A 23,748-nucleotide genomic window follows, 5' to 3' on the forward strand; every position below is an offset into this window, starting at 1 on the left:
ATAAATCATCTATCAATCAGCTAGAAAAAATCGCTCGGTAAATCACATATTGTGTATCAATTTAGCCGAATTTCTTTCTCTTCGAGTAATCTTTTATAGAATAAAGTGGATTTCACTTGACATATGATTGTTCGTTCATGTATTATGGAGTTACAAATGAGTGAGCATTCATTCGTTTTTCAAAAAAATGAAATAATATGCTGGACTTAAAAAAGTAAAGTGAGGAATAAGAAAGGGTGGGTATGAATGGAAACAATCAATTCAAAGAAATCGAGTCATAATCATGAACACGATCATGATCATCATGAAGGCCATAGTCACAGTCACGACCATGGGAATTCCGCTGTTATTTTATTTTTTGTAGGATTAGCCGCTTTTCTGGCCGCTTTTTTCCTGCAAGAAGGGTCTTTTTTACAAAATAGTTTGTTTGTAGGAGCAATGCTATTATCTGGTTATCATATTATTATTGAAGGAATCGGTGATACATTTAAGGAATCAAAAAGACAACGTAAGTTTGTACCAAATGTTCATATCTTGATGACCTTAGCAGCACTGGGAGCAACTTTTATTGGGAACTATGAAGAAGGCGCCTTGCTAATTTTGATTTTCGCAGCCGCTCACTTTCTTGAAGAATATGCAGAAGGACGTAGCAAAAGAGAAATTACCAACCTATTGAAAATGAATCCCACTGAAGCTCGTTTGATTCAAGCAGATGGTAGTGTCAAAACAGTTGACGTTTCCGTGTTGAAAATCGGTGACAAGTTACAAGTCCTAAATGGCGATCAAATTGCGACAGATGGCGTTATTTTATCTGGAGTAACTTCTATTGATGAATCGTCAATTAATGGTGAAAGTATTCCTAGAGAAAAAACAGTCGGAGATGAAGTTTTCGGGAGTACGATTAACGGAAATGGTACATTTACAATGGAAGTTACCAAAGATAGCAGTGATACACTTTTTGCAAAAATTCTTCAGTTAGTAAATCAATCGCAATCAAATTTATCTAAAACGGCTACTAGGATTCAAAAATTAGAGCCTTACTATGTCACTGCTGTTTTGATTATTGTCCCTATTTTTATCTTGATGGGTCCCTCCGTATTTCAATGGTCTTGGGATGAAAGTATCTATCGCGGAATGGTTTTTCTGATTTCAGCTTCTCCTTGTGCATTGGCTGCTAGTGCAGTTCCAGCAACATTATCAGGGATTTCCAATTTAGCCAAACGGGGTGTACTGTTTAAAGGTGGCTCTTTCCTAGCAAATCTAGCTGGAATTAAAGCAGTGGCTTTTGACAAGACAGGAACACTCACAACAGGGAAACCTTCCGTAACAGATTATTACTTTGAGAAAGAAAAAGGTGCTTCAGAGCAAGAGTGGATTGATATTGTCGTTGCGATGGAAAAAACAGCGAATCATCCTTTGGCAAATGCAATCTTAACAAAATTTACTGCTGAAAAAACGATAGCAATTGACGTAGAAAATAAAATTGGACATGGCTTAACAGCGGAATACGAAGGCCAAGTTTATCAAATTGGTAAGCCCGAAATCTTTAAAGCAGTAGATTCTGAGATTCAGGTGTTAAACCTTCGCTATTCTAAGGAAGGTAAAACAGTCATTTACTTTGCTAAAAACAATCAAGTAATCGGGTTAATCGCTATGATGGATGTTCCAAATACAAATTCTAAAGAAGTGATTAATTATTTGAAATCGCAAAATGTTCATACAACTATGATTACAGGCGATTCAGAGATTACAGGACAAGCAGTTGGAAACCTAATCGGCATTGATGAAGTAATTGGGAATGTTTTACCTGAAAATAAAGCAGCAATTGTTCAATCCTTGCAAGAAAAATATGGTACAGTCGCGATGTTAGGTGATGGTGTCAATGATGCACCAGCTTTAGTGACAGCTGATATTGGTGTAGCAATGGGCGATGGAACTGATATTGCAATTGATGTAGCGGATGCAGTTTTAATGCAAAATGACTTAACAAAATTTAGCTATGCTTATAAAGTATCAAAAAGACTAGATCGAGTGGTTTGGCAAAACATTATCTTCTCCATGATGATTGTTGTTCTATTGGTTATTCTTAATATTTTAGGAAAAATGGATATAACCATTGGCGTAATTGCTCATGAAGGTAGTACCATTTTGGTCATATTAAATGGATTAAGATTGCTTATTCCAACAAAATAGATGTATGGATTCTAATAAGATACTATTAAATCAAGGAGATTTACCTTGGTTTAATAGTATTTTTAATTTTTTTAAAATAGCACTGACAGATCATGATGTATAACTGAAAAAAAAGACCCGCCTTTTGGGGAAAGGCGGGAAAGGAGTTAAAAATGAAAAAGTGTTTTGTTAGGGTTGTTTTGTTGGTATGTCTATATAATACAAGCTAATTGTGATGAAAGTGTGATTATTTCATCTCTATTTTGCAAATTTTTTCTAAAGATAATCTTTCCTGTGCTTTATTATAAAAAAAGACCACTTAGATTGTTGCAACTTCAGATGGCAATAATCTCTACTGATATATTCTTTTAATCGAAGCTATAATGAACTTAAGCGGAGGTGAGGAAATGAAAGAACGAACGATCCAGATTATTAAATATTTTATCAGTAATCAAGAAGACGTCACATTTCAACAACTTTCCAAGGAATTTCAAGTGAGTGCAAGAACGCTTAGAAATGAAGTCAATAAAATTAACGACTTTTTAGCTCAACGAAAAATAGGTTCAATCAAAAACGAACGAGGAAAAGGATTAAAACTAATAACCGACACTGAAAAGAAATCAGAATTGTTAACGGTATTTGAAGAATGGTCAGAGTTTATTTATTTTACACCAGAAGAACGACTATTTGATTTAATTTTAGCCAGTGGTTTGGGAAAACAGGCAACCTATTTATATGCCAAAGAAGCTGACTATCAAGTGTCTAAAAGTACCTTAGACGATGATATGCGAAGAGTGCGGCAATTGTTATACAAATACAGTATCGATATTGTTAGCATCCCCAAGCAAGGCCTTGTGTTAAGTGGCGGAGAACGAACTATACGAACGATGCTATTTGATATTATTGTAAAATTTATTGGCCTTGTTGATTACCAGCAAAATGAAGTAGATGAAAGTATTTTGGATAAAATTTTATTTACTTACATCCCTAGAAAAACTTTTTACCAATTAGATGAAATTTATAATCGGAAGATTTCTGCTTGGGAGGAAAATATCTATCGCAAACAGGTTTTAATGTTTACAGCTATTTGGGTGAGTCGTTTCAATTTAGGGAATACCATTGCTGATACTTTATCAGAAAATGCTATTTTTAATGAATCAGAAATTCTAGATTTTGTGGATGCAGTAATGATAGAGTTCAAGTTGATTTGTTCTTTGAATGAACGGAAATATATTGCTTTTATCCTTGAAAGTTTTAACAAAAAAGATATGAACAATTCCATTGAGTGGGTTCAAGCCCAATTGTTGACCATCCAATTGATTCAGCATGTAGAAAAAGAAACGAAGATCCCTTTTAGTCGTAGAGAAGAACGATTATACGAAGGTTTATATAAGCATTTAACAGGTTTATTGCATCGAATGAAAACCAACTTTCAAGTATTTAATCCTCTTACAGAAAATATTGCCAGTAGTTATCCGGAAATTTATGAAGCCGTAGTTCGTTTTGCTCCTACGATTGAAGAGATAGTCAAAAATGAAATTACTCAGGATGAGCTGGCTTTTTTAGCGATTTATTTTTCTACTTCGGAAAGTCGAATCAATCAAGAATTAGAATATATTTTTAAAGTAGCAGTAGTTTGTAATCATGGAACAGCAACTGCTCATTTATTAGCAGAAAATTTGAAGGAGCTATTCTCGGTTGAAGTGATTGCGATTTTAAGCTCGAGGGAGTTAACCGTCTTGAAGAAAATGGATGTTGATTTATTATTTTCAACGGTTCGCTTGGAACAAAAAACGTTACCAACCTTATTGCTGAACCCAATTCTACTTGAGAAAGATAAGCGGAGAATCAAAGAATTTTTAATAGAATACCAACATCTCCGCCGTGTTGTTAATGAACCAAGAAATGGAACAAGTTTATTGTTTTCGCTATTAGGAATTATCGAAGCAAGTGGTGGTACAGTTACCAAAGAAGTATATCAAAAAGTTGAACAAACCTTTAAAAATCATCAACTTAAAATCAATCAAGAGGAGATACAACCTATGCTAGAAGATGTATTAAATGAATCTGGGATACTTTTGAACGTCCCAGCTACAAACTGGGAACAAGCTATTGAGAAGGTAGCGACACCTTTAATTACGGCTAAAGTTATTGAACCAAAATATGTAACCGCTATGATTGCCTCTTTAAATGAATTTGGGCCATATATTGTGATTGGAAAAAATCTGGCATTGGCTCATGCAAGACCAGAAGATGGGGTGAAAGAATTAGGGATTAGTGTTATGACCTTAGAACATCCGATTATTTTTGGTCATGAAGAAAACGATCCAGTAAAAATTATTTTTTGCTTAGCAGCTGTTGATAGCTACTCACATTTAAATATTATGAAAGACATAGTGGCTTTAATTCACGATGAAGAGAAGATTAAGCTTTTGACCGAAGCCACAACAACGAGTGAGTTTCAGAAAATACTCTATCAAAGCCGATAGCAGGGAGAGAGGGAGGAGTTTCCATGTTGTAAAAGAAATAGTTGCTGTTATTTTGGTAGTTGATAAGTGAAGAGGAGGATAAAAATGAAAAAGTTGAATATTTTATTTGTATGTGGCGCAGGTTTAGGTAGTAGTTTTGCCGCCCAGATGTCAACAGAAGATGTTTTAACAACATTAGGAATAGAAGCTAACTTAGATCACACAGATATTTCATCCGCCGTTTCGATGAAATCAGATTTGATTATTACCGCAGAAAATTTCCGTTCGCAGTTTGAAAAATATGCTATTGATGAAAGCAAGACAACCATTATGTATCTGAAAAACATTGTTTCTAAAGTAGAAATTGAAGCAAAAATAACCCCTATTTTAAAAGAAAAAGGACTCATTTAAAAACATAAAAAAGGAGCATAAACATGGGCATTGTAAACTTTATTATTGATAATATTTTGACAGAAGCTTCTATTACAATTAGTTTAATTGCTTTACTTGGTTTGTCTTTACAGAAAAAATCTTTTGGACAAATTATTTCGGGAACCTTTAAAACGTTGTTGGGTTTTCAAGTCTTAAGTGCTGGGTCAGGAATTATTGTTGGTAGTTTAATTTATTTTGGCGAGATTTTTACTAAAGGATTTGCTATGCAGGGAATTATTCCTTCAATCGAAGCTATCAACGGCCAAGCAATGAATGAACTTGGCTTAGGTAGCGATATTGCGCTGACGTTCTTAGCAATCTTTATTTTTAATATTTTAATCGCACGGTTTACAAAGTGGAAATATATTTTCTTAACGGGACAAGCAATTTTATGGATGGCTACGATGACAACAGTTTTTGGTTATTTTGCAGGGTTAAGAGGAGTTCTACTAATTATTGTTGGTGGGCTTGTAGGAGGGATTTTTGCTGTTGCAATGCCAGCTATTGCACAACCTATTATTCGAAAAGTTACTGGTTCCAACGATATTGCTTTAGGTCATTTTTGTACAATTGGTTATATGTTTGAAGCAGGAGTAGCCTATGTTTTTGGCGAAAAAGGAGCAAAGAAAAAATCAATTGAAGAGATTAAACTCCCAAAAGCATTTGAATTTCTACAAGATACTTATTTGTCATTAATGGTTGTTATGGTGCCACTATTTGTTATTACGGCAGCTTTTGCAGGATCAGAATTTGGATCAGAATTATCTGGTTCGCAAAACTATTTAATGTTTGCCTTTATCCAGTCGATTCAATTTGTTGTTGGGGTTTATGTATTACTAGCAGGTGTTCGTCTATTACTTGGGGAAATTGTCCCAGCCTTCCGAGGAATAGCCATGAAAATTGTTCCAAATGCAATCCCCGCTTTGGATTGTCCAGTCTTTTTCCCATATAGTCCTAATGCCGTTATTTTAGGTTTTATTACAACGACGATTGGTTCTGTGATTGCGATGTTTGTTTTACCAACATTTGGTTTAGCGATGATTTTACCAGGAATGTTAACGAACTTTTTTGCTGGAGGAACAGCGGGAATTTTCGGGAATCAAGTAGGCGGTCGCCGGGGTGCGATTATTGGTGGAATTGCGCATGGATTTTTCATTACGCTATTGCCGGCGTTACTAGTGACTATTTTTAATAGTATGGGCTTCATTAACGCTACAGCGACAGATGTCGATACAATCATGGCAGCGTTACTTTACGCGTGGATTCTTAGTCCAATTCTAAAAGCGATTTAAGAGAAAAGGAGCAGTCATCCTATGTTAAATTTCTTTAAAAAGAGACCAAAAAAGGAAACGCAAGAATTAGAAAAAAAAGAATTAACCGATGAAGAAAAAAAGGTACGACAAGAACAAATTTTGGAAAAAGAAAAGGAACTTCAAATTTATTTAGAAAGGGACCATCAAGAAGCTAAAATACTGGCTAAAGTCTATGAAGAATTAGGTGTTTTACAATCGGAACTAGATGTAGAGGCTTCAATCGTCAGTTTAGAAAAAAGTTTTTCCTACAAGCCATCAATTGGAGAGGGCTATAAAATATTAATGAACCTTTACAATAAAAAACGTTCTGAAGCTGCGTATGCTGGTGATGATGAGGGGATTGATCAATGGATGGGAAAAATGGATGAGTTAAGACAAATAGCAAGAAACTATACAATTAGTGGCTAAAATAGAAAAGGGAGTTTACTTATGTATACAACATTGAAACAGGTAACAAATCAAGCTGAAAAACTAAATTTTACAGTGGGCGCTTTTAATGCTCATAACTTAGAGATGCTTCCTGAAATGATTCGTGGAGCGAAAGAAATGGGGGCACCGATTATTATTCAAACCAGTGTTGATACAGCAAAATACATTGGGATGAGTGTTTTAGTAGCAGTAGTCAAGGAAATAGCAGAAACAGAAATGGTAGATGCGGTGTTACACTTAGATCATGCGAGAGACTTTGAAGATATTAAAGAAGCAATCGATAGTGGATATACATCAGTGATGTTTGACGGTTCACATTTACCTTTTAAAGAAAATATTTTGAAAACCCAAGCAGTCGTAAAATATGCTCATCAACAGGGGGTCAGCGTGGAGGGGGAGTTAGGAACGATTGGTGGAACAGAAGAAGGGATTCATGTTGACGAAAACGATAAAGTCTATACCGAGCCAGAGGATGCTGTACAATTTGTTGAAGCAACAGGAGTTGATGCTCTAGCAATTGCGATTGGGACAAATCACGGACAATTTAAAAGTAAAACGGAGGTCAATATTCCATTATTAAAAGAGATTAATGCTGTAGTAGAGGTTCCACTAGTGATTCATGGTGGCACTGGAGTAAAAGAAGAAGACTACCCAGAACTCATTAACAATGGCATTCGGAAATTTAATGTGGGAACTGAATTACTTGTAAATTGGACGAGTACTGCGAAAGAATCATTTGGAGAAACAGCCATAAATACATCATTGCGTCACAATGTTATTCCTGCTAATGAACGGGTCAAAGCGATTGTCAAAAATAAAATCAAGCTTTTTATGAACTTAAATAGTCCAACGAATCTGGGTGTATAGCAATGAAGCGAACGTTACTCTTGTTAGCGGGACCGCCAGCAACAGGAAAAACCTACCTTATTTCTAAAATGAGACGAGTGATTCCAGATTTTTTCTTAATTACACCAGATGAAATTAAAGAAATGTATGCTGATAGATTTGGCTTTGATAATTTAAAAGAAAAAGCTGATTTAGAGCTAGAAGTTTGGCAGTTTTACTATTCTATTTTAGACCAGTATATGACAGCAGGAAAAAAAGTGATTGTTACAGAATATCCATTTAGTGAAAAACAAAAACCTAAATTGAAAATACTAGCAGAAAGACATGACTATCAAGTGATTACGATTCGACTGGTAGCAGATTTTGACGTCTTATGGCAAAGACGACAATTGAGAGATCAGGAACAGGAACGCCATCTTAGTCATATAATGAGTCATTATCAAGCGGGAGATTGTTTACTTGAGCGAGCAAAAGCGGATAATCATATTAGTAAGGCCGACTTTGCAGAGATAATTGCTAAAAGGAAATACAATGAATTTCAGTTAGGGGAACTTTTTGAAGTAGAAGTAAGTGATTTTTCAAAAGTCAATTATGAGGAGTTACTAGAGCAAATAAAAAATGAGATATAATTAATGTTGTATAAACTAGATTAAACTATTCTGATCTTTCAATTGAAAAAAAGGCAACTAGGCTCCACTACCAGCAGCTATTGCGAGTGAAAAACCGTGGAACCGCTCTGAGCCCAAAGGTCAGGTCTCAGAGCTTCCAAGCTTCAAATTTGAGCTAAATAAATGGCAAGCTCAAGTAATTCACATTGGCTTCTGGTCACGGTTACTGGTAATAACTGCTGTTTCTTCGGAAGCAACCCTTATTTGAAAACTGATTAAACTAGAGGAAAAAACTTTGTTTCGTTTTTTTTGTTTATGCAACTCTTATGATGAAATATATATAAGGGAAAGTCAAAAAAAGGGGGGGATTCTGTGAATCTTTTATCTATATAAGACAAATAGACAAACGAAACGACCTTTAAACTTTCTTAAGCAAATAAAGATAAAATCATCACATTTTTATCACATTTAGCTTGTATTATATAGACATACTAACAAAACAACCCTAACAAAACACTTTTTCATTTTTAACTCCTTTCCCGCCTTTCCCCAAAAGGCGGGTCTTTTTTTTGGTAGACTACAGAGGCTATTTTTCGTAGTGAACAGAGTTTTTTTATCAAATAGGAGTAAATCAATGGTAATATAGAGGCAACAAAGCGAAAAAAAAATCATTGATTTTTTTAGATAGGAGAAAAGATGACATTACTTGTATTGGATATAGGGGGATCAGCAGTAAAATATGGGATTTGGGAAAATGAACAATTATCTCAACAAGGGAAAGTAGCAACGCCAAAAAGTAAAACAGCTTTTTTTGATTTTCTAGAAGAAAAATTAATTTCTTTTCAAACAAACTTTGAAATCAAAGGGATCGCCATTAGTTGTCCAGGAGAAGTAAATGAGCAATTGGGGGCAATTATGGGGCTTAGCTTCGTTCCTTATCTTCACATTGGTTTCTTTCTAACAGAATTAAGAAAGTACTTTAAACTCCCAATTACAATGTGTAATGATGCGAAGTGTGTTGCATTAGCAGAATATTCGCTAGGAGCTGGCAAAAATCAAGGGAACTACTTATACGTAGTGATGGGAACAGGTGTTGGAACAGCTTATGTAAATGAATTCGGAGAAATTGGTGAATTGCCTGAAAAGAAGAAAAAAATGGAAGTGTTTTTGGCAGAAAGTATTAAAGCGTTGAATAATTCAGCGATTTCAATGGTTCAAGTCAGTAAAAAAATAGCAAAGAAACAAAACCAATCACATGTGACGTTTGATGGTAAATATATTTTAGAAAAAGCGAAAGCAGGAGATGCAGAATTAATTTCTGAATTAGATGAAATGTATACAAATTTGGCTAGAGTATTAATTATTCTAAATCTAGCCTATCATCCGACGGCAATTGTTATTGGAGGTGGCGTTACAGCGAATCCACAGTATTTCAGCAATGTTTTAGAGAAAGTTAAGGAACTTGTTCAAAACCAAAAAGATCAATTAGAAAAGTTTCGAAATATTATGGCTCCAAAAGATGAAAAAAAAATCTTGGAAATTCAGCTGCCTAGACTACTAAAATGTAAATTTAGGGAACAAGCTAATCTAATTGGTGCAGCGAAATATTTTGAAAAGAAAATGTCAAACTAACTTGTGTGAAGGAATCATACTGCCAAAAGGACTTATGACTCGTGTTTATTCAAGATATTTTATACAATAGGGCTAGAGGAAATGAATGGAGGGATAAAGATGAGTAATGTGATGGATCAAATCAGGAAATATGCACTTTTGCGAGCGATTGCGTATATTCTTTTTGGAATTGTAATTGTTATGAATCCCCATGCTGTGTTTAATTTAGCTGTTTACTTTATTTCAGCATATACGGCAATTATGGGATTATTAAGTGTCTATGAAGGAGTTAAAATCAAAAAGCAAACAGGCGAATATGGTATGAGTATGATGGGCGGTATTATTTTATTAGTATTGGCGGGGATTATTCTTGTCTTTGCTAAAGGAATCGTTAGTATCTTACCATTTTTCTTAGGAATCATTATTGTCATCGTTGGGATTGCGCGCTTTATTCAAGCGAATAATTTAAAAAATTATCCACAAGTTAATTGGGTTTCTTTAATGATATATGCGGTAATTACTTTTGTCGCTGGCTTGGTTTTAGTTTTTAACCCTTTCAGCAGTTTACTATTTCTGTTCCAATTATTTGGCGCTATCTTGATTTTTATGGGAATTTCAGAATTGATTGCCTTTTTCCAATTACGTAAAGTTAAATAGTAGGCTTTTTTCTACTAGCTAAAAAGAGTTTCAATTGCTTATTTGAGATAGAGGTGAAAATAAGCATTTTCTTTTTTCCTTTAGAAAAAATTTGCAAAATAGGAATGGAATGGTCACATTTTCATCACAATTAGCTTGTATTATATAGACATACCAACAAAACAACCCTAACAAAACACTTTTTCATTTTTAACTCCTTTTCCCGCCTTTCCCCAAAAGGCGGGTCTTTTTTTGTTTTAAGAAGTTAAAAAAAATCATGTATCCATAAAACAGTAGGTTTTGTTTTGAATTTTCATCTTTTGATTCATTTAACCTCCTCAATATAAATAGTAGCCCGTTGATTCCCTCGTATAGGCATAGTTTTTACCAGACATAGAGCTTTGAGTTCTGGTTCAACAATGCTTTTTTCTTTGTTGATTTACTATATTTTCTGATTTACTAATACAGTGTATATTTTTTGTTGTTTCTGTTATATGTATTGGTAGTTAATTAAGCTAATACATAGATTTTTTTATATTTAATGATGCTTTTTAACTGTACTAATAACTGTAACAGGTGGTAAAACTGTTATATAAAAAAGCGTTTTTTTTGAAAAAAAGCTCAAATTTTGAGCATAAATATGTCATTTGAAATTTCAGAATGATAGACTAAAAGTGTCTTAAAAAGGATTCATTTTTCTATTTAGATAATATAGGGATGAAAGAAGGTTGCTAATGCGTTACGTAATAATGAAGTCAGATGATATTCGTCGAAATTTGGCAACAGAGCAATATTTGTTAAATCATGTTTCTTTTGATGAGCCACTCATTCTCTTTTACATACAGAAACCTTGCGTGATTGTTGGACGAAACCAAAATGTATTGTCAGAAGTAGACATGAATTATGCAACAGAGCAGGGAATTACGATCACTCGAAGATTATCTGGTGGTGGGGCCGTTTACGATGATTTAGGCAATTTAAGTTTTAGTTTTGTAGTGGATGCAGATAGTCAGTCTTTCGGTGATTTTAAACTCTTTACGAAGCCAATTATTAAAGCCTTGCATTTTCTGGGTGCAACAGGAGCTGAAGTCAGTGGAAGAAATGATTTGCTCATTGATGGGAAGAAATTTTCTGGGAATGCTATGTATACGAAAAATAAAAAAATGTACGCGCACGGAACCTTGATGTTAGATGTAAATATTGAAGAAGCCAATCGTGTGTTAACGGTTTCTCAGAAAAAATTGGAATCAAAAGGCACAAAGTCGGTTAGAAGTAGAGTAACGAATTTAAGGCCGTATTTGTCAGCAGAATATCAGTCTTTAACAATTGAAGAGTTTCGGGATCAGTTGTTGCTGTATCTTTTTAACGCAAAGACGTTAGCTGAAATTATTTCTCACGAATACCACTTAACACCGCAGGATGATGAAGCGATTGACCAATTAGTCAAGGATATTTATGCTAATGAGGATTGGATATTTGGTGAGGAACCGAAGTTTACAATCCAGAAAGAAGAGCGGTTTAAAGGCGGGACGATTGAAGCAAAGATTTCTGTAGATAAAGGGAAAATAGTAGCTCTAACGATTTACGGCGATTATTTTGGACAGAAGAAAACAGAAGAGATTGAGGCCTTGCTTGTTGGTTGTGGGTACAATCAGAAATCACTAGCACTGGCGTTGAAAAATGTTTCAATAGAGGAATATTTTAAAAATATTTCAAAGACCGATTTTATCGGCTTGTTAATTGGTTAGTAGGTACTGAAACGAGGGAGGGAAGGAAAATGATTACTTTTGAGAACATTACTAAAGTTTACCGTCATCAAGAAACAGAGATAAAAGCGTTGAATAAGATAAATCTAACCATTGATTCTCATGAAATTTTTGGTGTGATTGGCGAAAGCGGCTCAGGAAAATCCTCTTTGTTACGAATGATTAATACGTTGGAGCAACCAGATGAAGGGAAAATAAAAATTGATGCGTTGCTTTTAAATGATTTAACAAAGGAACAACAGAGAAGAGTCAGAAAGAAAAGTAGCATGATTTTTCAACATTTCAATCTGTTATATAATCAGACAGTCTTCCAAAATGTTCATTTGCCTTTAACTTTAACTAACAAAAAAGATGAGAAGCGTGTGTTTGAAATATTGGATTTTGTTCAGATGAGTGGGAAAGAACAGTTTTACCCAAAACAGTTAAGCGGTGGAGAGAAACAACGAGTGGCAATTGCGCGAGCATTGATTAATGAGCCAGAGATTTTACTTTGTGATGAGCCCACTTCTGCATTAGATGGGCAGCATGCTTATGAGATTGTTGAACTCCTCCGTCAGGTTAATCAACGTTTTGGAACGACAATGGTTATTGTTAGCCATGAATTGGCTGTCATTAAGCAACTATGTAACCGGGCAGCAATTTTAGAAAAAGGGCAATTGATAGAAACGATGCTGATTTCTAAAAAACAGCAAGAGCAACAATTTCCTTCATACTACGAGCGAATTAAGGAGTGTTTAGGCGAATGACCGAGAAACTAACCTATTATTTCCCCGAGCTGTTAAAAGCCTTGTCTGAGAGTGGAATAATGCTACTGATTTCTACTACAACGGCGGTTTTAATTGGTTTACCTGTAGGAACATTTATTTATTTAGCAGGCTTGAATACGTCTAAAAAAAGTCGCCTGCTCTCAGTAGTTTTAAATGCTTTTGTAGATATTGTCCGCTCTTTTCCATTTTTATTACTAGTCGTTGCCTTAATTCCTTTTACTCGTTCCATTTTAGGTACGGCCTTTGGAACTTATGCCGCATCATTCCCCCTATCCATCGTGTCGATTGCTTTGTATGCTCGATTAGTTGAACAGGTATTGCTAGAAGTTCCCGCTGAAACAATCGAATTAGCAAAGGCTTTAGGCAGTACGAAGAGCCAGTTTATTTTCCGCTTTTTATATGTGGAAGCTCGCTCAGGTTTGGTGTTGACTTTGACTTCAGTGGTCATTAGCCTTGTCTCTTATTCAACCGTTATGGGTGTAGTTGGTGGTGGCGGCATTGGCGATTTTGCGATGCGCTATGGGTATCAACGGTATGAATACGAAGTGATGTACACAGCAATTATGCTTATGATTCTTTTTGTTAGTACAATCCAATTTTTAGGAAGTCGGGTTGCTAAAAAAATAGATAAAAAACATTAGTTAGGAGAAAAAAATGAAAAAAATTTTTTTATTAGGAACATTGTTTGCAGTAACAGGGTTTTTATTTGCTGGATGTGGTAGTCAAAAATCGGCTACAACGGATTCAAACGAAGGAAAAAAGGAAGACAAAATTATTAAAGTAGCTTCTCATATGCCACCAATGACGGATGTTGTTAAAATTGCTGGTGAAGCCATTGAAGATGGCTATCAGGTTGAGTTGGTTCAAGTAAATGATAATATCCAATATAATGAATTATTGAATGCAAAAGAAATTGATGCAAATTTTGCTCAACACGAACCGTTCATGCAAAAATTTAATCAAGAAAAAAATGGCGATTTAGTACTGGTTCAAAAAATTTACAATGCAAAAGTTGGTTTCTATTCTAAAAATTACAAAAAAGTAACGGATATTCCTGACGGAGCCAAAGTGGCATTACCAAGTGATGTTTCAAATGAAGGCCGGGCCTTAGCAATTTTAGCTGAAGAAGGCTTGATTAAACTAAAAGATGGCGTTGGTTTTGAAGGAACAATCAAAGATGTAGTAGCCAATCCCAAAAGATTAGAGTGGCTATCTGTTGATTTATTAAACCTGGCAGAAGCATATAATGAAGCGGATGTAGCACTTGTTTACAACTATCCAACCTATATTGCAAAAGTCGGATTAACACCAAAAGATGCTTTAATATTGGAAAAAAATATTGATGACCGTTTTGCGATTAGCTTAGTGGCACGAAAAGACAACAAAGATTCAGCTAAAATAAAAGCATTAAAAAAAGCGATGACGAGTGATAAAGTGCGTGATTTCTTAATAGAAAAGCAAAATGCTACGTTGGTTCCAGCATTTTAAAAAACAACTTATGGATTGAAAAGTTTAAATGAACTTAAATAATAGGCTGAGATAAATTTATTTGATTTTTTCTCAGTCTATTTATTTTCGTTGAAAAAGTGGGGAATAGCTAGATTTTTTTTAGGAAAGATAATAATCGTTTTAAGCTTTTCTCTCTCTTTTATTCATCGTAACACTCTACAAAACAAAGACAAGATATGATAAACTGATAAAAAAATGGAAGTTGGGAGAAAAAGTTGAAATTCGACGATCGTATTCTTAATTTTGAACATAAATTGAATGACACCGATGATACTATTACTGAGTTTATTCAGAAAAATAGAAATGATTTCCCTAAGTTAACAATCAGAGTGCTTGCAGAAAAATTGTACACGGTACCAAATACAATTGTTCGATATAGTCAAAAATTGGGATACAGTGGTTTTTCTGAGTTGAAAAATGCGATCAAGATAGAAAATAATATAGAGTATCCCATTGAACATGCCCCACAGTGGGAAGTGATCAAGAGAACTTTCGATCTTATCAATCATGAATTAGAAGAAAAAATTACGAAGCAAATTATGCTGTCTAAAAAGGTTGTTTTCTTTGCGGTTGGACAAACATCGTATCCAACAGAAATTTATGCAAAAAATTTTCAAGCGTTAGACCATAAGTCAACATTTCATACGTATCAACATGAGGTTTTCTATGAATTAGAAACGGAAAAGAATCTTTTTCTAATCTTAGTGAGTTTGTCTGGCGAATCCCCTCAACTAATAAAAATCGCTGAAAAAGCGCGAGAAAAGAACTGTTCTTTACTGGGAGTGACGCATCTGTCTAATAACTCTCTGCAAAAAGTCTGTGATTATCATTTGTATTGCTATTCTCCAGAAAAATATTTGAATGGATATAATATTACAGATAAAACGCCCCTTCTAATTGTGTTAAATTCTCTTTTTGAAGCGTATCAAAAAATGTGTACAAATACACAAAAGCTTTTGGATTAAATAAATTTAAGTGGAAATAGGCGAAGATCTCTAAAGATCTTCTTTTTTTGTAGTAAATTAACCATAAAATTAAGGGGGAGATAGGGATGGATTTACAAAAAGCAACATCGCGAAAGCTAATTTTTGTAGACATAATGGAAAAATCAAAAGGTGGGGTTCTTGAATTTTTGACAGAGCAACTATTTGTTGCTGGGAAAATAACATCAAAAGAAAGATTCTTAGCCGATGTTTATGCAAGAGAAAAACTTTCGCCAACTGGATTCGAGAATGGTTTAGCGATTCCACATGGAAAATCGGATGCGGTGAAAGAAGCCTCATTTGCAATTGCCCGTTTACAAAATCCTATTACAGAATATGAAAGCATTGATCCGAATAATCAAGTTACTTTGGTTTTTTTACTAGCGATTCCATCTAATGAAGCTGGTAGCACTCATTTAAAATTATTATCTGAACTGGTAACAAAATTATCTAATCCGGATTATCTCAAATTGTTTATGAAAGCTAAAGATTCAGAAGAAATATACAAACTTTTAGCTAGACAAGAAAAAAATGAAGAACCTACTTCTATTGAATCAAATGAGTTAATCTTAGGTGTAACCGCTTGCCCAGCAGGGATTGCTCATACTTATATGGCCGCAGAAGCATTGGAAAGAGCCGGAAGAGAGCTAGGGGTAAAAGTTCTTGTTGAGAAACAAGGGGCCAACGGAATTGAAGATCGTCATACTACTCGTCAAATCAGTCAAGCCAAAGCTGTGATTTTTGCTAATGATGTTGCGGTGAAAAATAGTGAGCGCTATGCAAAACTGCCACATGTTAATACCACGGTAGCGGATCCTCTAAGAAATGCTAAAGAGCTCATTCAAGAAGCGTTGGATAAATCAAAAAATTTTCAACCAGATAACGAATCGGTTCATTTAGATTTTGAAGAGAACGATGGGGAAAAATCATTTGGCATGGAAGTAAAAGATTCTGTATTAACAGGTATATCGTATATTATTCCAATCATTATTGCGGGGGGAATGATTACAACCTTTGCTGTTCTGATTACTCAAATTTTTGGTCTTCAAGAAGTTATGGCAGAAGAAACAAGCTGGCTATTTTTACTAAAAAGCTTAGGTGGAGGCTTACTAGGGCAGATTATGATTCCTGTTCTAGCAGCGTTTATGTCCTACTCGATTGCAGATAAGCCAGGTCTTGCCCCAGGATTTACAGGTGGTTTGGCAGCCATGACAATTAACAGTGGTTTTTTAGGTGGAATGTTAGCTGGACTAGCAGCTGGATTTTTAATGAAATTTATGAAAAAACACATCAAAGCGAAAGGGGCTTTAGCTGGCTTCGTCAGTTTTTGGGTTTATCCAGTAGTTGGTTCCTTACTGATAGGAATTTTGATGCTCTTTATTATCGGTAAACCTGTTGCCTTTATTAACAACGGCTTGATTAATTGGCTGGACACACTGCAAGGCTCAAATGCGCTACTATTAGGTGCTGTACTTGGAGCGATGGTTTCTTTTGATTTAGGTGGTCCCGTCAATAAAGCAGCCTATGCTTTTTGTATCGGTGCGATGTCTAATGGAAATTTTATTCCTTATGCCGCTTTTGCATCAGTTAAAATGGTTTCTGCTTTTTCTGTATCAGCAGCTTGTATAATAAGAAAAGATTTGTTTACAAAACAAGAAAAGGAAATTGGCGATCAAACTTGGTTGCTTGGGCTTGCAGGAATAACAGAAGGAGCGATTCCTTTCATGATGAATGATCCTGTTCGAGTGATTGCTTCGTTTGTTGCAGGCTCTGCTGTTACAGGTGCCATTGTTGCCTATTTCCAAATAGGTCTAACTGTTCCAGGTGCGGGTATTTTTTCAATGGGGCTTCTAGATTCAAAGATGAATGGCTTAACGGCTGCCCTCATTTGGTTTTTCGCAGCAATTTTAGGTGCAGCAATTTCAACCTGTTTATTAATTATTACTAGAAGTCAAAAATTGAAGAAACAAGCCCTTTAGGAGGAAATTAAATGAAGAATGTTCATATCGTCCCACATATGCATTGGGATCGTGAATGGTACTTTTCTACAGAAGAATCTCGAATACTCTTGGTTAATAATATGACAGAAATCATGGACATGTTAGAAGAACATCCTGAGTACCCTTGCTATGTACTAGATGGTCAAACGGCTATATTAGAAGATTATTTTGAGGTGTGCCCCGAACAAAGAGAAAGAGTAGAAAAACTAGTGAAAGCGGGACGACTAATCATTGGCCCTTGGTACACTCAAACCGATGAGTTGGTTGTAGGAGCGGAATCCATTACTCGTAATTTACTTTATGGAATGTCTGACTGCGAAGCTTTTGGTGAACCAATGAAGATTGGCTATTTACCAGATTCTTTTGGACAAAGTAGTCAAATGCCACAAATATTAAACGGTTTTGGGATTGATTATGCGATATTCTGGCGTGGCATTTCTGAGCGACATGGAACCGATAAAACAGAATTTTATTGGGAAGGTGACGATGGTTCAAAAGTCTTGACGCAACTGCTCCCTTTAGGTTATGCCATTGGTAAATACTTGCCAGAAGAGGCTTCAGCCTTGAAAGAGCGGATGGATAAATATTTCCCTGTATTGGACAAAGGTGCAACATCGGATCATATAATTTTACCCAATGGACATGACCAAATGCCGGTACAACGAAATATCTTCACTATTATTGAACTATTAGAAGAATTGTACCCAGAACGGAAATTCTTTTTGAGTCGTTATGAGCATGTATTTAATCAATTGAAAGAAACAATAGATTTACCTGTGATAAAAGGAGAATTTATTGATGGGAAATACAGCCGAGTTCATCGAAGTATTTTTTCTACAAGAATGGATATCAAAGCGGCTAACGCTAGAATTGAAAATAAAATAACGAATATACTGGAACCTCTAGCTTCAATAGCTTATTCTTTAGGACATGAGTATCATCATGGTTTAATTGAAGGAATCTGGAAAGAAATAATGAAAAATCATGCCCATGACAGTATTGGTTGTTGTTGTTCAGACAAAGTTCATGCGGAAATTATGGCTAGATTTATCAATGCTGAAGAACGAACCGATCGTTTAATAGAATTTTATCAACGAAAAATAGTTGAAGGAATCCCAAGTCCTGAAAGTCACGATAAAGTAGTTCTTTTTAATCTATTACCTAAGAAACGGAAGGAAGTAGTTACAATAAAAATTATTTCTAAATTGCCTTCGTTCGTTTTAGCAGATACTAAAGGAGTTACTGTAGAATATCAAATCATAAGTCAAGAGATCATTGACCCTGGTTTGATTGATCGTCAAATTGTTCATTACGGAAATTACGAACCATTTATTGAATATACAATTCAAGTGAATAGAGAGTTACCAGCTATGGGGTATGATACCTTGTATGTGAAGGCTGGGGAGCAAAAAATAACTCAAGAAATTGGGTTAAAGGATACGATTGAATCAGAGTATTATATTATCACAGCTAAAGAAAATGGTACTTTCAAAATAGTAAACAAAGAAAATGGCGAAGTTTATGATACTGTTTTTGCCATTGAAGATTGTGGCGATGATGGGGATGAATACGATTTTTCACCATTAAGAGAAGAAGTACCCTCTGTTTCTTCAGATTACGTAAAAGCAACCATTGGAGGAGCTGAAACACAATTTTGTGGGAAATTGACCACTAGCTATCAGTGGAAGCTACCTAAAAATTTAGATTCTAGAAGAGAAGGGATCGTTGACAGTTTTGTAGAGATCAGCCTTACTGTTACAGTACCTAAAAACAGTAAAACTATCCAACTGACTCTTTCTATTGATAATCAATGTGGAGACCATCGAATGAGGCTTTTAATTCCCACAAAGATTCAAGCGCTGGTCTCAATTGCAGATAATCAGTTTGGGATTATTGAACGTTCTGTAGAAGATTCTGCAACGGCTGTTTGGGAAACGGAAGACTGGGATGAACGTCCCGATACAATTTTTCCTTTTCTAAGCCATGTCAGCTTAACCAATACTGAGTCTACAGTGGCAGTGTTTTCAAATAGTTCAAGAGAGTATCAGATTACAGGCTCTAATTTTGATAAAATCGCGATTACACTTTTCCGAGGAATTGGTGTTCTAGGAAAAGAAAAATTATTGCGTAGACCAGGAAGGCCCTCTGGGATTAAATTGGCTACACCAGATTCTCAAATGCTTGGAAAAATCACTTTAGACTTTGGCATCTATTTTGAAGAAAGTTCGTTCTCGAATGTGGAAATAGGAAATCGAGCGAAAGAGTATTTAACACCGATTGTTTTTTATAACCAAATCCCTTATCACGCAATGAAATTGAACCCAAGCGGATTGGTGTCGCCAGTAACGTATTCATTATTCACACAAGAAAATCCAAAGATTGTTTTAAGCACGTTGAAGAAAGCAGAAAAAGACCAGATATTACTAGCGAGGTTTTACAACCCTACAAACTGTTTAGAAGAGCTTTCGATTAAGAAAAATGATAAAATGAAAAGGAACTACGATAGTTATAAACTGAACGAAGAAAAAATAAATAGTGATTGTTCAGTGAAAATAAAACCAAACCAAGTAACAACAGTAAAAATAGCTGATTAAAGAAAAAAGGAAGTGAAGAAAAGACGAAAGTTGTTTTTTCTTTGCTTTTTGCTTAATCATAAGGAGGGAAAGGGATGAAGGTTTTGATTGCGATTGACTCTATGAAGGGGTCTTTATCTAGCCTAGAGGCCAATCAGGTTGTATCAGAAGTATTCAAAGAACGAGGGCATCAAGTGATAGAAATAGCCATTGCGGATGGCGGAGAAGGGACTGTAGAGGCGGTCATTGAAAATAATTCTGGAAAAATCATACCAACCTCTGTTCATTCATTAGGTGGGCAAAAAATAACCGCAGAATTTGGCTGGCTTGAAAAAGAAAAAATGGCGGTTATAGAAACGGCAGCAGCTTCGGGCATTCAATTTTTAGATGGAACACTAACAACACATCCCAAAAATACCAGCTCTTATGGTACTGGAGAACTAATTCTTGCAGCCATCGATAAGGGAGCTCAAAAAATCATTATTGGACTTGGTGGAACAGGAACCGTTGATGGTGGAATAGGATTGCTAAGTGCTTTAGGTGTTGAGTTTTACAATAAAGCTGAAGAAATTCTTCCAGTCTCAGGTGGCATATTAGATCAAATTACTCGTATTTCTACTAAGAACTTGTCAAATAAAGTAAAAGAAATCGAATTTTTGATTGCCTCTGATGTGGATAGTCAGTTAACGGGTACTAGTGGAGCTGTTCAGATGTTTGGGAAACAAAAAGGGATTAAGGAAGAAGAAGTAATCGCTTATGATCGAGCAATGAAAAAATATCAAGAAACAGTAATCGGCAAAGCAAAAAGTCAAGCTGGCGATGGTGCGGCTGGTGGGATTGGTTTTGCTCTAAGAACTTTTTTGAATGGGAAAATGTATTCTGGTATTCATTTAATTTCGCAATTATCACATTTGGAAGAACAAATAAAGACAGTAGATTTGGTTATCACTGGCGAAGGAAAGATGGATAACCAAAGCCTCCATGGAAAAGTGCCAGTTGGAATCGGACGTATGGCAAAAAAATATCAAGTTCCAGTCGTTGCTTTTGTGGGGAGCTTCCTAGGAGATGATTCCTTATTTGAAAAAGAAGGAATCTCGGTAATTGTTCCTATTATCGATAAAATAACCAGCTTAGAAGAAGCGATGGAAAATGCCAAGCAAAACTTACAGCGCACATCAAAACGTTCTTTAAAATTACTGGAATTGATTGAAAAAAAATAGCACGTTTCAAAATAGTATTAGCCCCTACTTGGCAGTGACCTTTGTCAGGGATAGGGGCTTTTTTACTATTATTATTAGATGTAATTCAGATAAATAACATGTAATTAGCCTGTTTTTATATCGATAATATACTTTAAATGAAATTCATTTACAATAAATTGGTATTTAAAAACAATAATTTTTACTAATTTTTAATTTATTTTGTAATAAAAGATTCCTTTTTTTATTTTTTTTGGTATTATAGTTTATGTAGAGACGTGTAACCTTAAAACAAGGATGAGCTAATGACTTAAATATGAGAAGATAATTTTTATTGAATAGACCATAAAAAAACGGAAAATCAGAAGATAGAGATCAAGTTTATTAAGTAAACTAAAACATAAAAAGTCAGCAGCAGATGTTTTTTTTGAATATGTTGGGAAGTTTTACGATTATTTAGTGTCAAGCTAGAAAATATTTTGCCATATCATTATAAAATTTTTTCTATTCCCTAAGGTAATCAATCGGAAATTCAGATTCATCTTTCCAAAGACAACATACCTTTTCAAAAAGAGATAGTAAATTATTCAAAGATAGGATAGTTGGATAGAGATTACCACCATGAAAGGATAGAATATGAAAAGAACAGCGAGCATCAAAAAAAATAAAACATTTTTAATTATTTTGGTATTTTTATTATTAAGCACTATTTCTTTGTTGTTTACTCATATAGGTAAACCTGTAATGTACAGAGGTGATGACATTTATTTTCATTTGAGTCGTATAGAAGGGATTTCAGAAGGAATAAAAAATGGGCTCTTTTTTCAAAAAATAAACTATTTTTTTCTACATGGAATGGGGTATGCATCACCAATTTTTTATTCTGATTTATTTTTATATCCGGCAGGGATATTAAGATGTTTAGGAATATCAATTAGTAACACGTATATTATTTTTTTATGGAGTATAAATTTTCTAACCTATCTGCTTGCATATCAATGTTTTCGTTATTATAAAAAAATAGATTACCAAGCGTTCCTATTTGCTGTTCTCTATGGAGGGGCATCGTATCGCTTAAGTGATTTAACAGAGAGAGCAGCTATTGGTGAGTTACTATCCTTTATGTTTATTCCATTAGCTTTTATAGGACTTTGGTCTATATTTTTTGAAGAAAAACAGAAGTATTATATACTGTCTATTGGAATGGCTTGTTTAATATTTACTCATGTATTGAGTGCATTTATTTTTAGTATTTTCATTTTTTTCTATCTAATAATGAATCTGACTACACTTATGAAGAACAAAAAAAGATTATTTGCCTTACTGAAAGCTGTCGGTTTGACAGTGTTACTTTGTTTAGGATTTTTGTTACCAATAGTTGAGCAGACGTTCGATCAATCATTTAATTTTCAAGTGAATCAAGTGGCCAAAATGAGTGATTTTACTCATACTATTCCAGAGTATATCAAAATTGCCTTGGTAAATAGTGGTGTTAATAATTTAGGAATCTTGATTTTTTTGTTGTTTATGCTTTTGTTAGTAAGGTTTAATGCTTTATTAACAGATTCAAAAAAATTATTTTTGATAACTTTTCTATTTTTGGTTTCATCTACAAGTCTGATTCCGTATCGATTGTTAGAAGACACGTTTATCAATTCTGTTCAATTTCCTTGGCGCTTCTTTGTAATAGTTACATTTGGTGTTTGTTGGTTATTTGCTGACAATATTGACAGGTTATTTAAAAGACAGACCTTAAATAAAATGTTACTTTTTGGAAGTATTACATTGGCTACAGGACTGTTAATTTTGCATGGTTTGTTTATTTCTGACACTTCTAGATATGTTTCGAGAGAAGAAGTTGAAGCGATTCCTCAAAATTTTTTAGGCTGGGGTATGGAATACCTTCCTTTTAAAACAGATTATTTTGAAGTCATCGAAGAGCCAAGAAGAATTTTGAACAGCGACAATGTTTCCTTGCAAAATGTTTCTTTTGAGTATGGCGGCATTGATTTATACTACAGTACAAAAAAATCTAATGAAGAAGCTAAAATTATTTTACCTTATATTTACTATAAAGGTTATAAAGCAACTGTGGACGGAGAACCACTTGAAGTCAATAATAGCTCTGTTGTGCCTGGTTTGTGTGAAGTTAACGTAACTGATAGTGGAAATTTAAAGATGAAGTACCATTGGACAACACTCCAAATTGTTTCTTTTATTTTGTCGTTGCTATCGTGGTTAACTCTTGTGATCAGTTTAGGATATAAGAAAATCAAAAAGAAGACCGCCTAAGAGAGTTGTCGCTTTGTCAATACATGTAGTAACTGATAAGAGAATGGGAATATTTTGAAGGTGTATTCTATAGAAAAATGTTTGTCTGTAGATAAACATTTCTGTTGCAGCTTTTTGACTCTGTGCAGCAATGGTATTTGGTAA

General features: G+C 34.7%; 18 protein-coding genes. All 18 read left to right on the forward strand.

The annotated features are described in order from the left end of the window. The first annotated feature begins 246 nt into the window (after positions 1-246). The gene (locus BCR26_RS01850) at positions 247-2,193 is read left to right on the forward strand and encodes a heavy metal translocating P-type ATPase (RefSeq protein ID WP_069697265.1); all 1,947 of its coding nucleotides are present in this window, start codon (positions 247-249) and stop codon (positions 2,191-2,193) included. A gap of 386 nt (positions 2,194-2,579) precedes the next feature. Then, positions 2,580-4,661, forward strand: a complete 2,082-nt coding sequence (locus BCR26_RS01855) for a BglG family transcription antiterminator (RefSeq protein ID WP_069697266.1) — start codon at positions 2,580-2,582, stop codon at positions 4,659-4,661. Positions 4,662-4,745: 84 nt separating this feature from the next. Beyond that, complete coding sequence (locus BCR26_RS01860; protein ID WP_069697267.1) at positions 4,746-5,051, forward strand: PTS sugar transporter subunit IIB; 306 nt, start codon at positions 4,746-4,748, stop codon at positions 5,049-5,051. A gap of 23 nt (positions 5,052-5,074) precedes the next feature. Next, positions 5,075-6,364, forward strand: a complete 1,290-nt coding sequence (locus BCR26_RS01865) for a PTS sugar transporter subunit IIC (protein ID WP_069697268.1) — start codon at positions 5,075-5,077, stop codon at positions 6,362-6,364. 21 nt (positions 6,365-6,385) lie between these two features. Next, the gene (locus tag BCR26_RS01870; protein ID WP_069697269.1) at positions 6,386-6,793 is read left to right on the forward strand and encodes a hypothetical protein; all 408 of its coding nucleotides are present in this window, start codon (positions 6,386-6,388) and stop codon (positions 6,791-6,793) included. Between the two features lie 21 nt (positions 6,794-6,814). Continuing rightward, entirely contained in the window at positions 6,815-7,681 is an 867-nt protein-coding gene (locus BCR26_RS01875) for a class II fructose-bisphosphate aldolase (RefSeq protein ID WP_069697270.1), read from the forward strand. Between the two features lie 2 nt (positions 7,682-7,683). Continuing rightward, the gene (locus BCR26_RS01880; RefSeq protein WP_069697271.1) at positions 7,684-8,289 is read left to right on the forward strand and encodes an AAA family ATPase; all 606 of its coding nucleotides are present in this window, start codon (positions 7,684-7,686) and stop codon (positions 8,287-8,289) included. Positions 8,290-8,964: 675 nt separating this feature from the next. Next, positions 8,965-9,900 carry an ROK family protein gene (locus BCR26_RS01885; protein WP_069697272.1) on the forward strand — a complete coding sequence of 312 codons (936 nt, stop codon included), beginning with the start codon at positions 8,965-8,967 and terminating at the stop codon, positions 9,898-9,900. Positions 9,901-9,999: 99 nt separating this feature from the next. Next, a complete protein-coding gene (locus tag BCR26_RS01890) occupies positions 10,000-10,536 on the forward strand; it encodes an HdeD family acid-resistance protein (RefSeq protein ID WP_069697273.1) in 537 nt (178 codons plus the stop codon). A gap of 713 nt (positions 10,537-11,249) precedes the next feature. Continuing rightward, positions 11,250-12,263: a lipoate--protein ligase gene (gene lplA, locus BCR26_RS01895; RefSeq protein ID WP_084386984.1), complete on the forward strand. Its 1,014-nt coding sequence runs from the start codon at positions 11,250-11,252 to the stop codon at positions 12,261-12,263. 29 nt (positions 12,264-12,292) lie between these two features. Continuing rightward, positions 12,293-13,027, forward strand: a complete 735-nt coding sequence (locus BCR26_RS01900) for a methionine ABC transporter ATP-binding protein (protein ID WP_069697274.1) — start codon at positions 12,293-12,295, stop codon at positions 13,025-13,027. Beyond that, on the forward strand, positions 13,024-13,689 hold the full coding sequence (locus BCR26_RS01905; protein WP_069697275.1) for a methionine ABC transporter permease: 666 nt from the start codon (positions 13,024-13,026) through the stop codon (positions 13,687-13,689). Before BCR26_RS01900 ends, BCR26_RS01905 begins: the two co-directional genes overlap by 4 nt. 13 nt (positions 13,690-13,702) lie before the next feature. Then, positions 13,703-14,536, forward strand: a complete 834-nt coding sequence (locus BCR26_RS01910) for a MetQ/NlpA family ABC transporter substrate-binding protein (protein ID WP_069697276.1) — start codon at positions 13,703-13,705, stop codon at positions 14,534-14,536. A 236-nt stretch (positions 14,537-14,772) separates the two neighbouring features. Beyond that, a complete protein-coding gene (locus BCR26_RS01915) occupies positions 14,773-15,522 on the forward strand; it encodes a MurR/RpiR family transcriptional regulator (RefSeq protein ID WP_069697277.1) in 750 nt (249 codons plus the stop codon). An 86-nt stretch (positions 15,523-15,608) separates the two neighbouring features. Continuing rightward, complete coding sequence (mngA, locus tag BCR26_RS01920) at positions 15,609-17,519, forward strand: PTS 2-O-a-mannosyl-D-glycerate transporter subunit IIABC (protein ID WP_069697278.1); 1,911 nt, start codon at positions 15,609-15,611, stop codon at positions 17,517-17,519. A gap of 11 nt (positions 17,520-17,530) precedes the next feature. After that, positions 17,531-20,134 carry a mannosylglycerate hydrolase gene (gene mngB / locus BCR26_RS01925; RefSeq protein ID WP_069697279.1) on the forward strand — a complete coding sequence of 868 codons (2,604 nt, stop codon included), beginning with the start codon at positions 17,531-17,533 and terminating at the stop codon, positions 20,132-20,134. A 74-nt stretch (positions 20,135-20,208) separates the two neighbouring features. After that, a complete protein-coding gene (locus BCR26_RS01930) occupies positions 20,209-21,333 on the forward strand; it encodes a glycerate kinase (RefSeq protein ID WP_069697280.1) in 1,125 nt (374 codons plus the stop codon). Between the two features lie 615 nt (positions 21,334-21,948). Next, complete coding sequence (locus BCR26_RS01935) at positions 21,949-23,604, forward strand: YfhO family protein (protein WP_069697281.1); 1,656 nt, start codon at positions 21,949-21,951, stop codon at positions 23,602-23,604. Positions 23,605-23,748 lie beyond the last annotated feature (144 nt).

This window comes from Enterococcus rivorum, from assembly GCF_001742285.1.
Taxonomy (GTDB): domain Bacteria; phylum Bacillota; class Bacilli; order Lactobacillales; family Enterococcaceae; genus Enterococcus_L; species Enterococcus_L rivorum.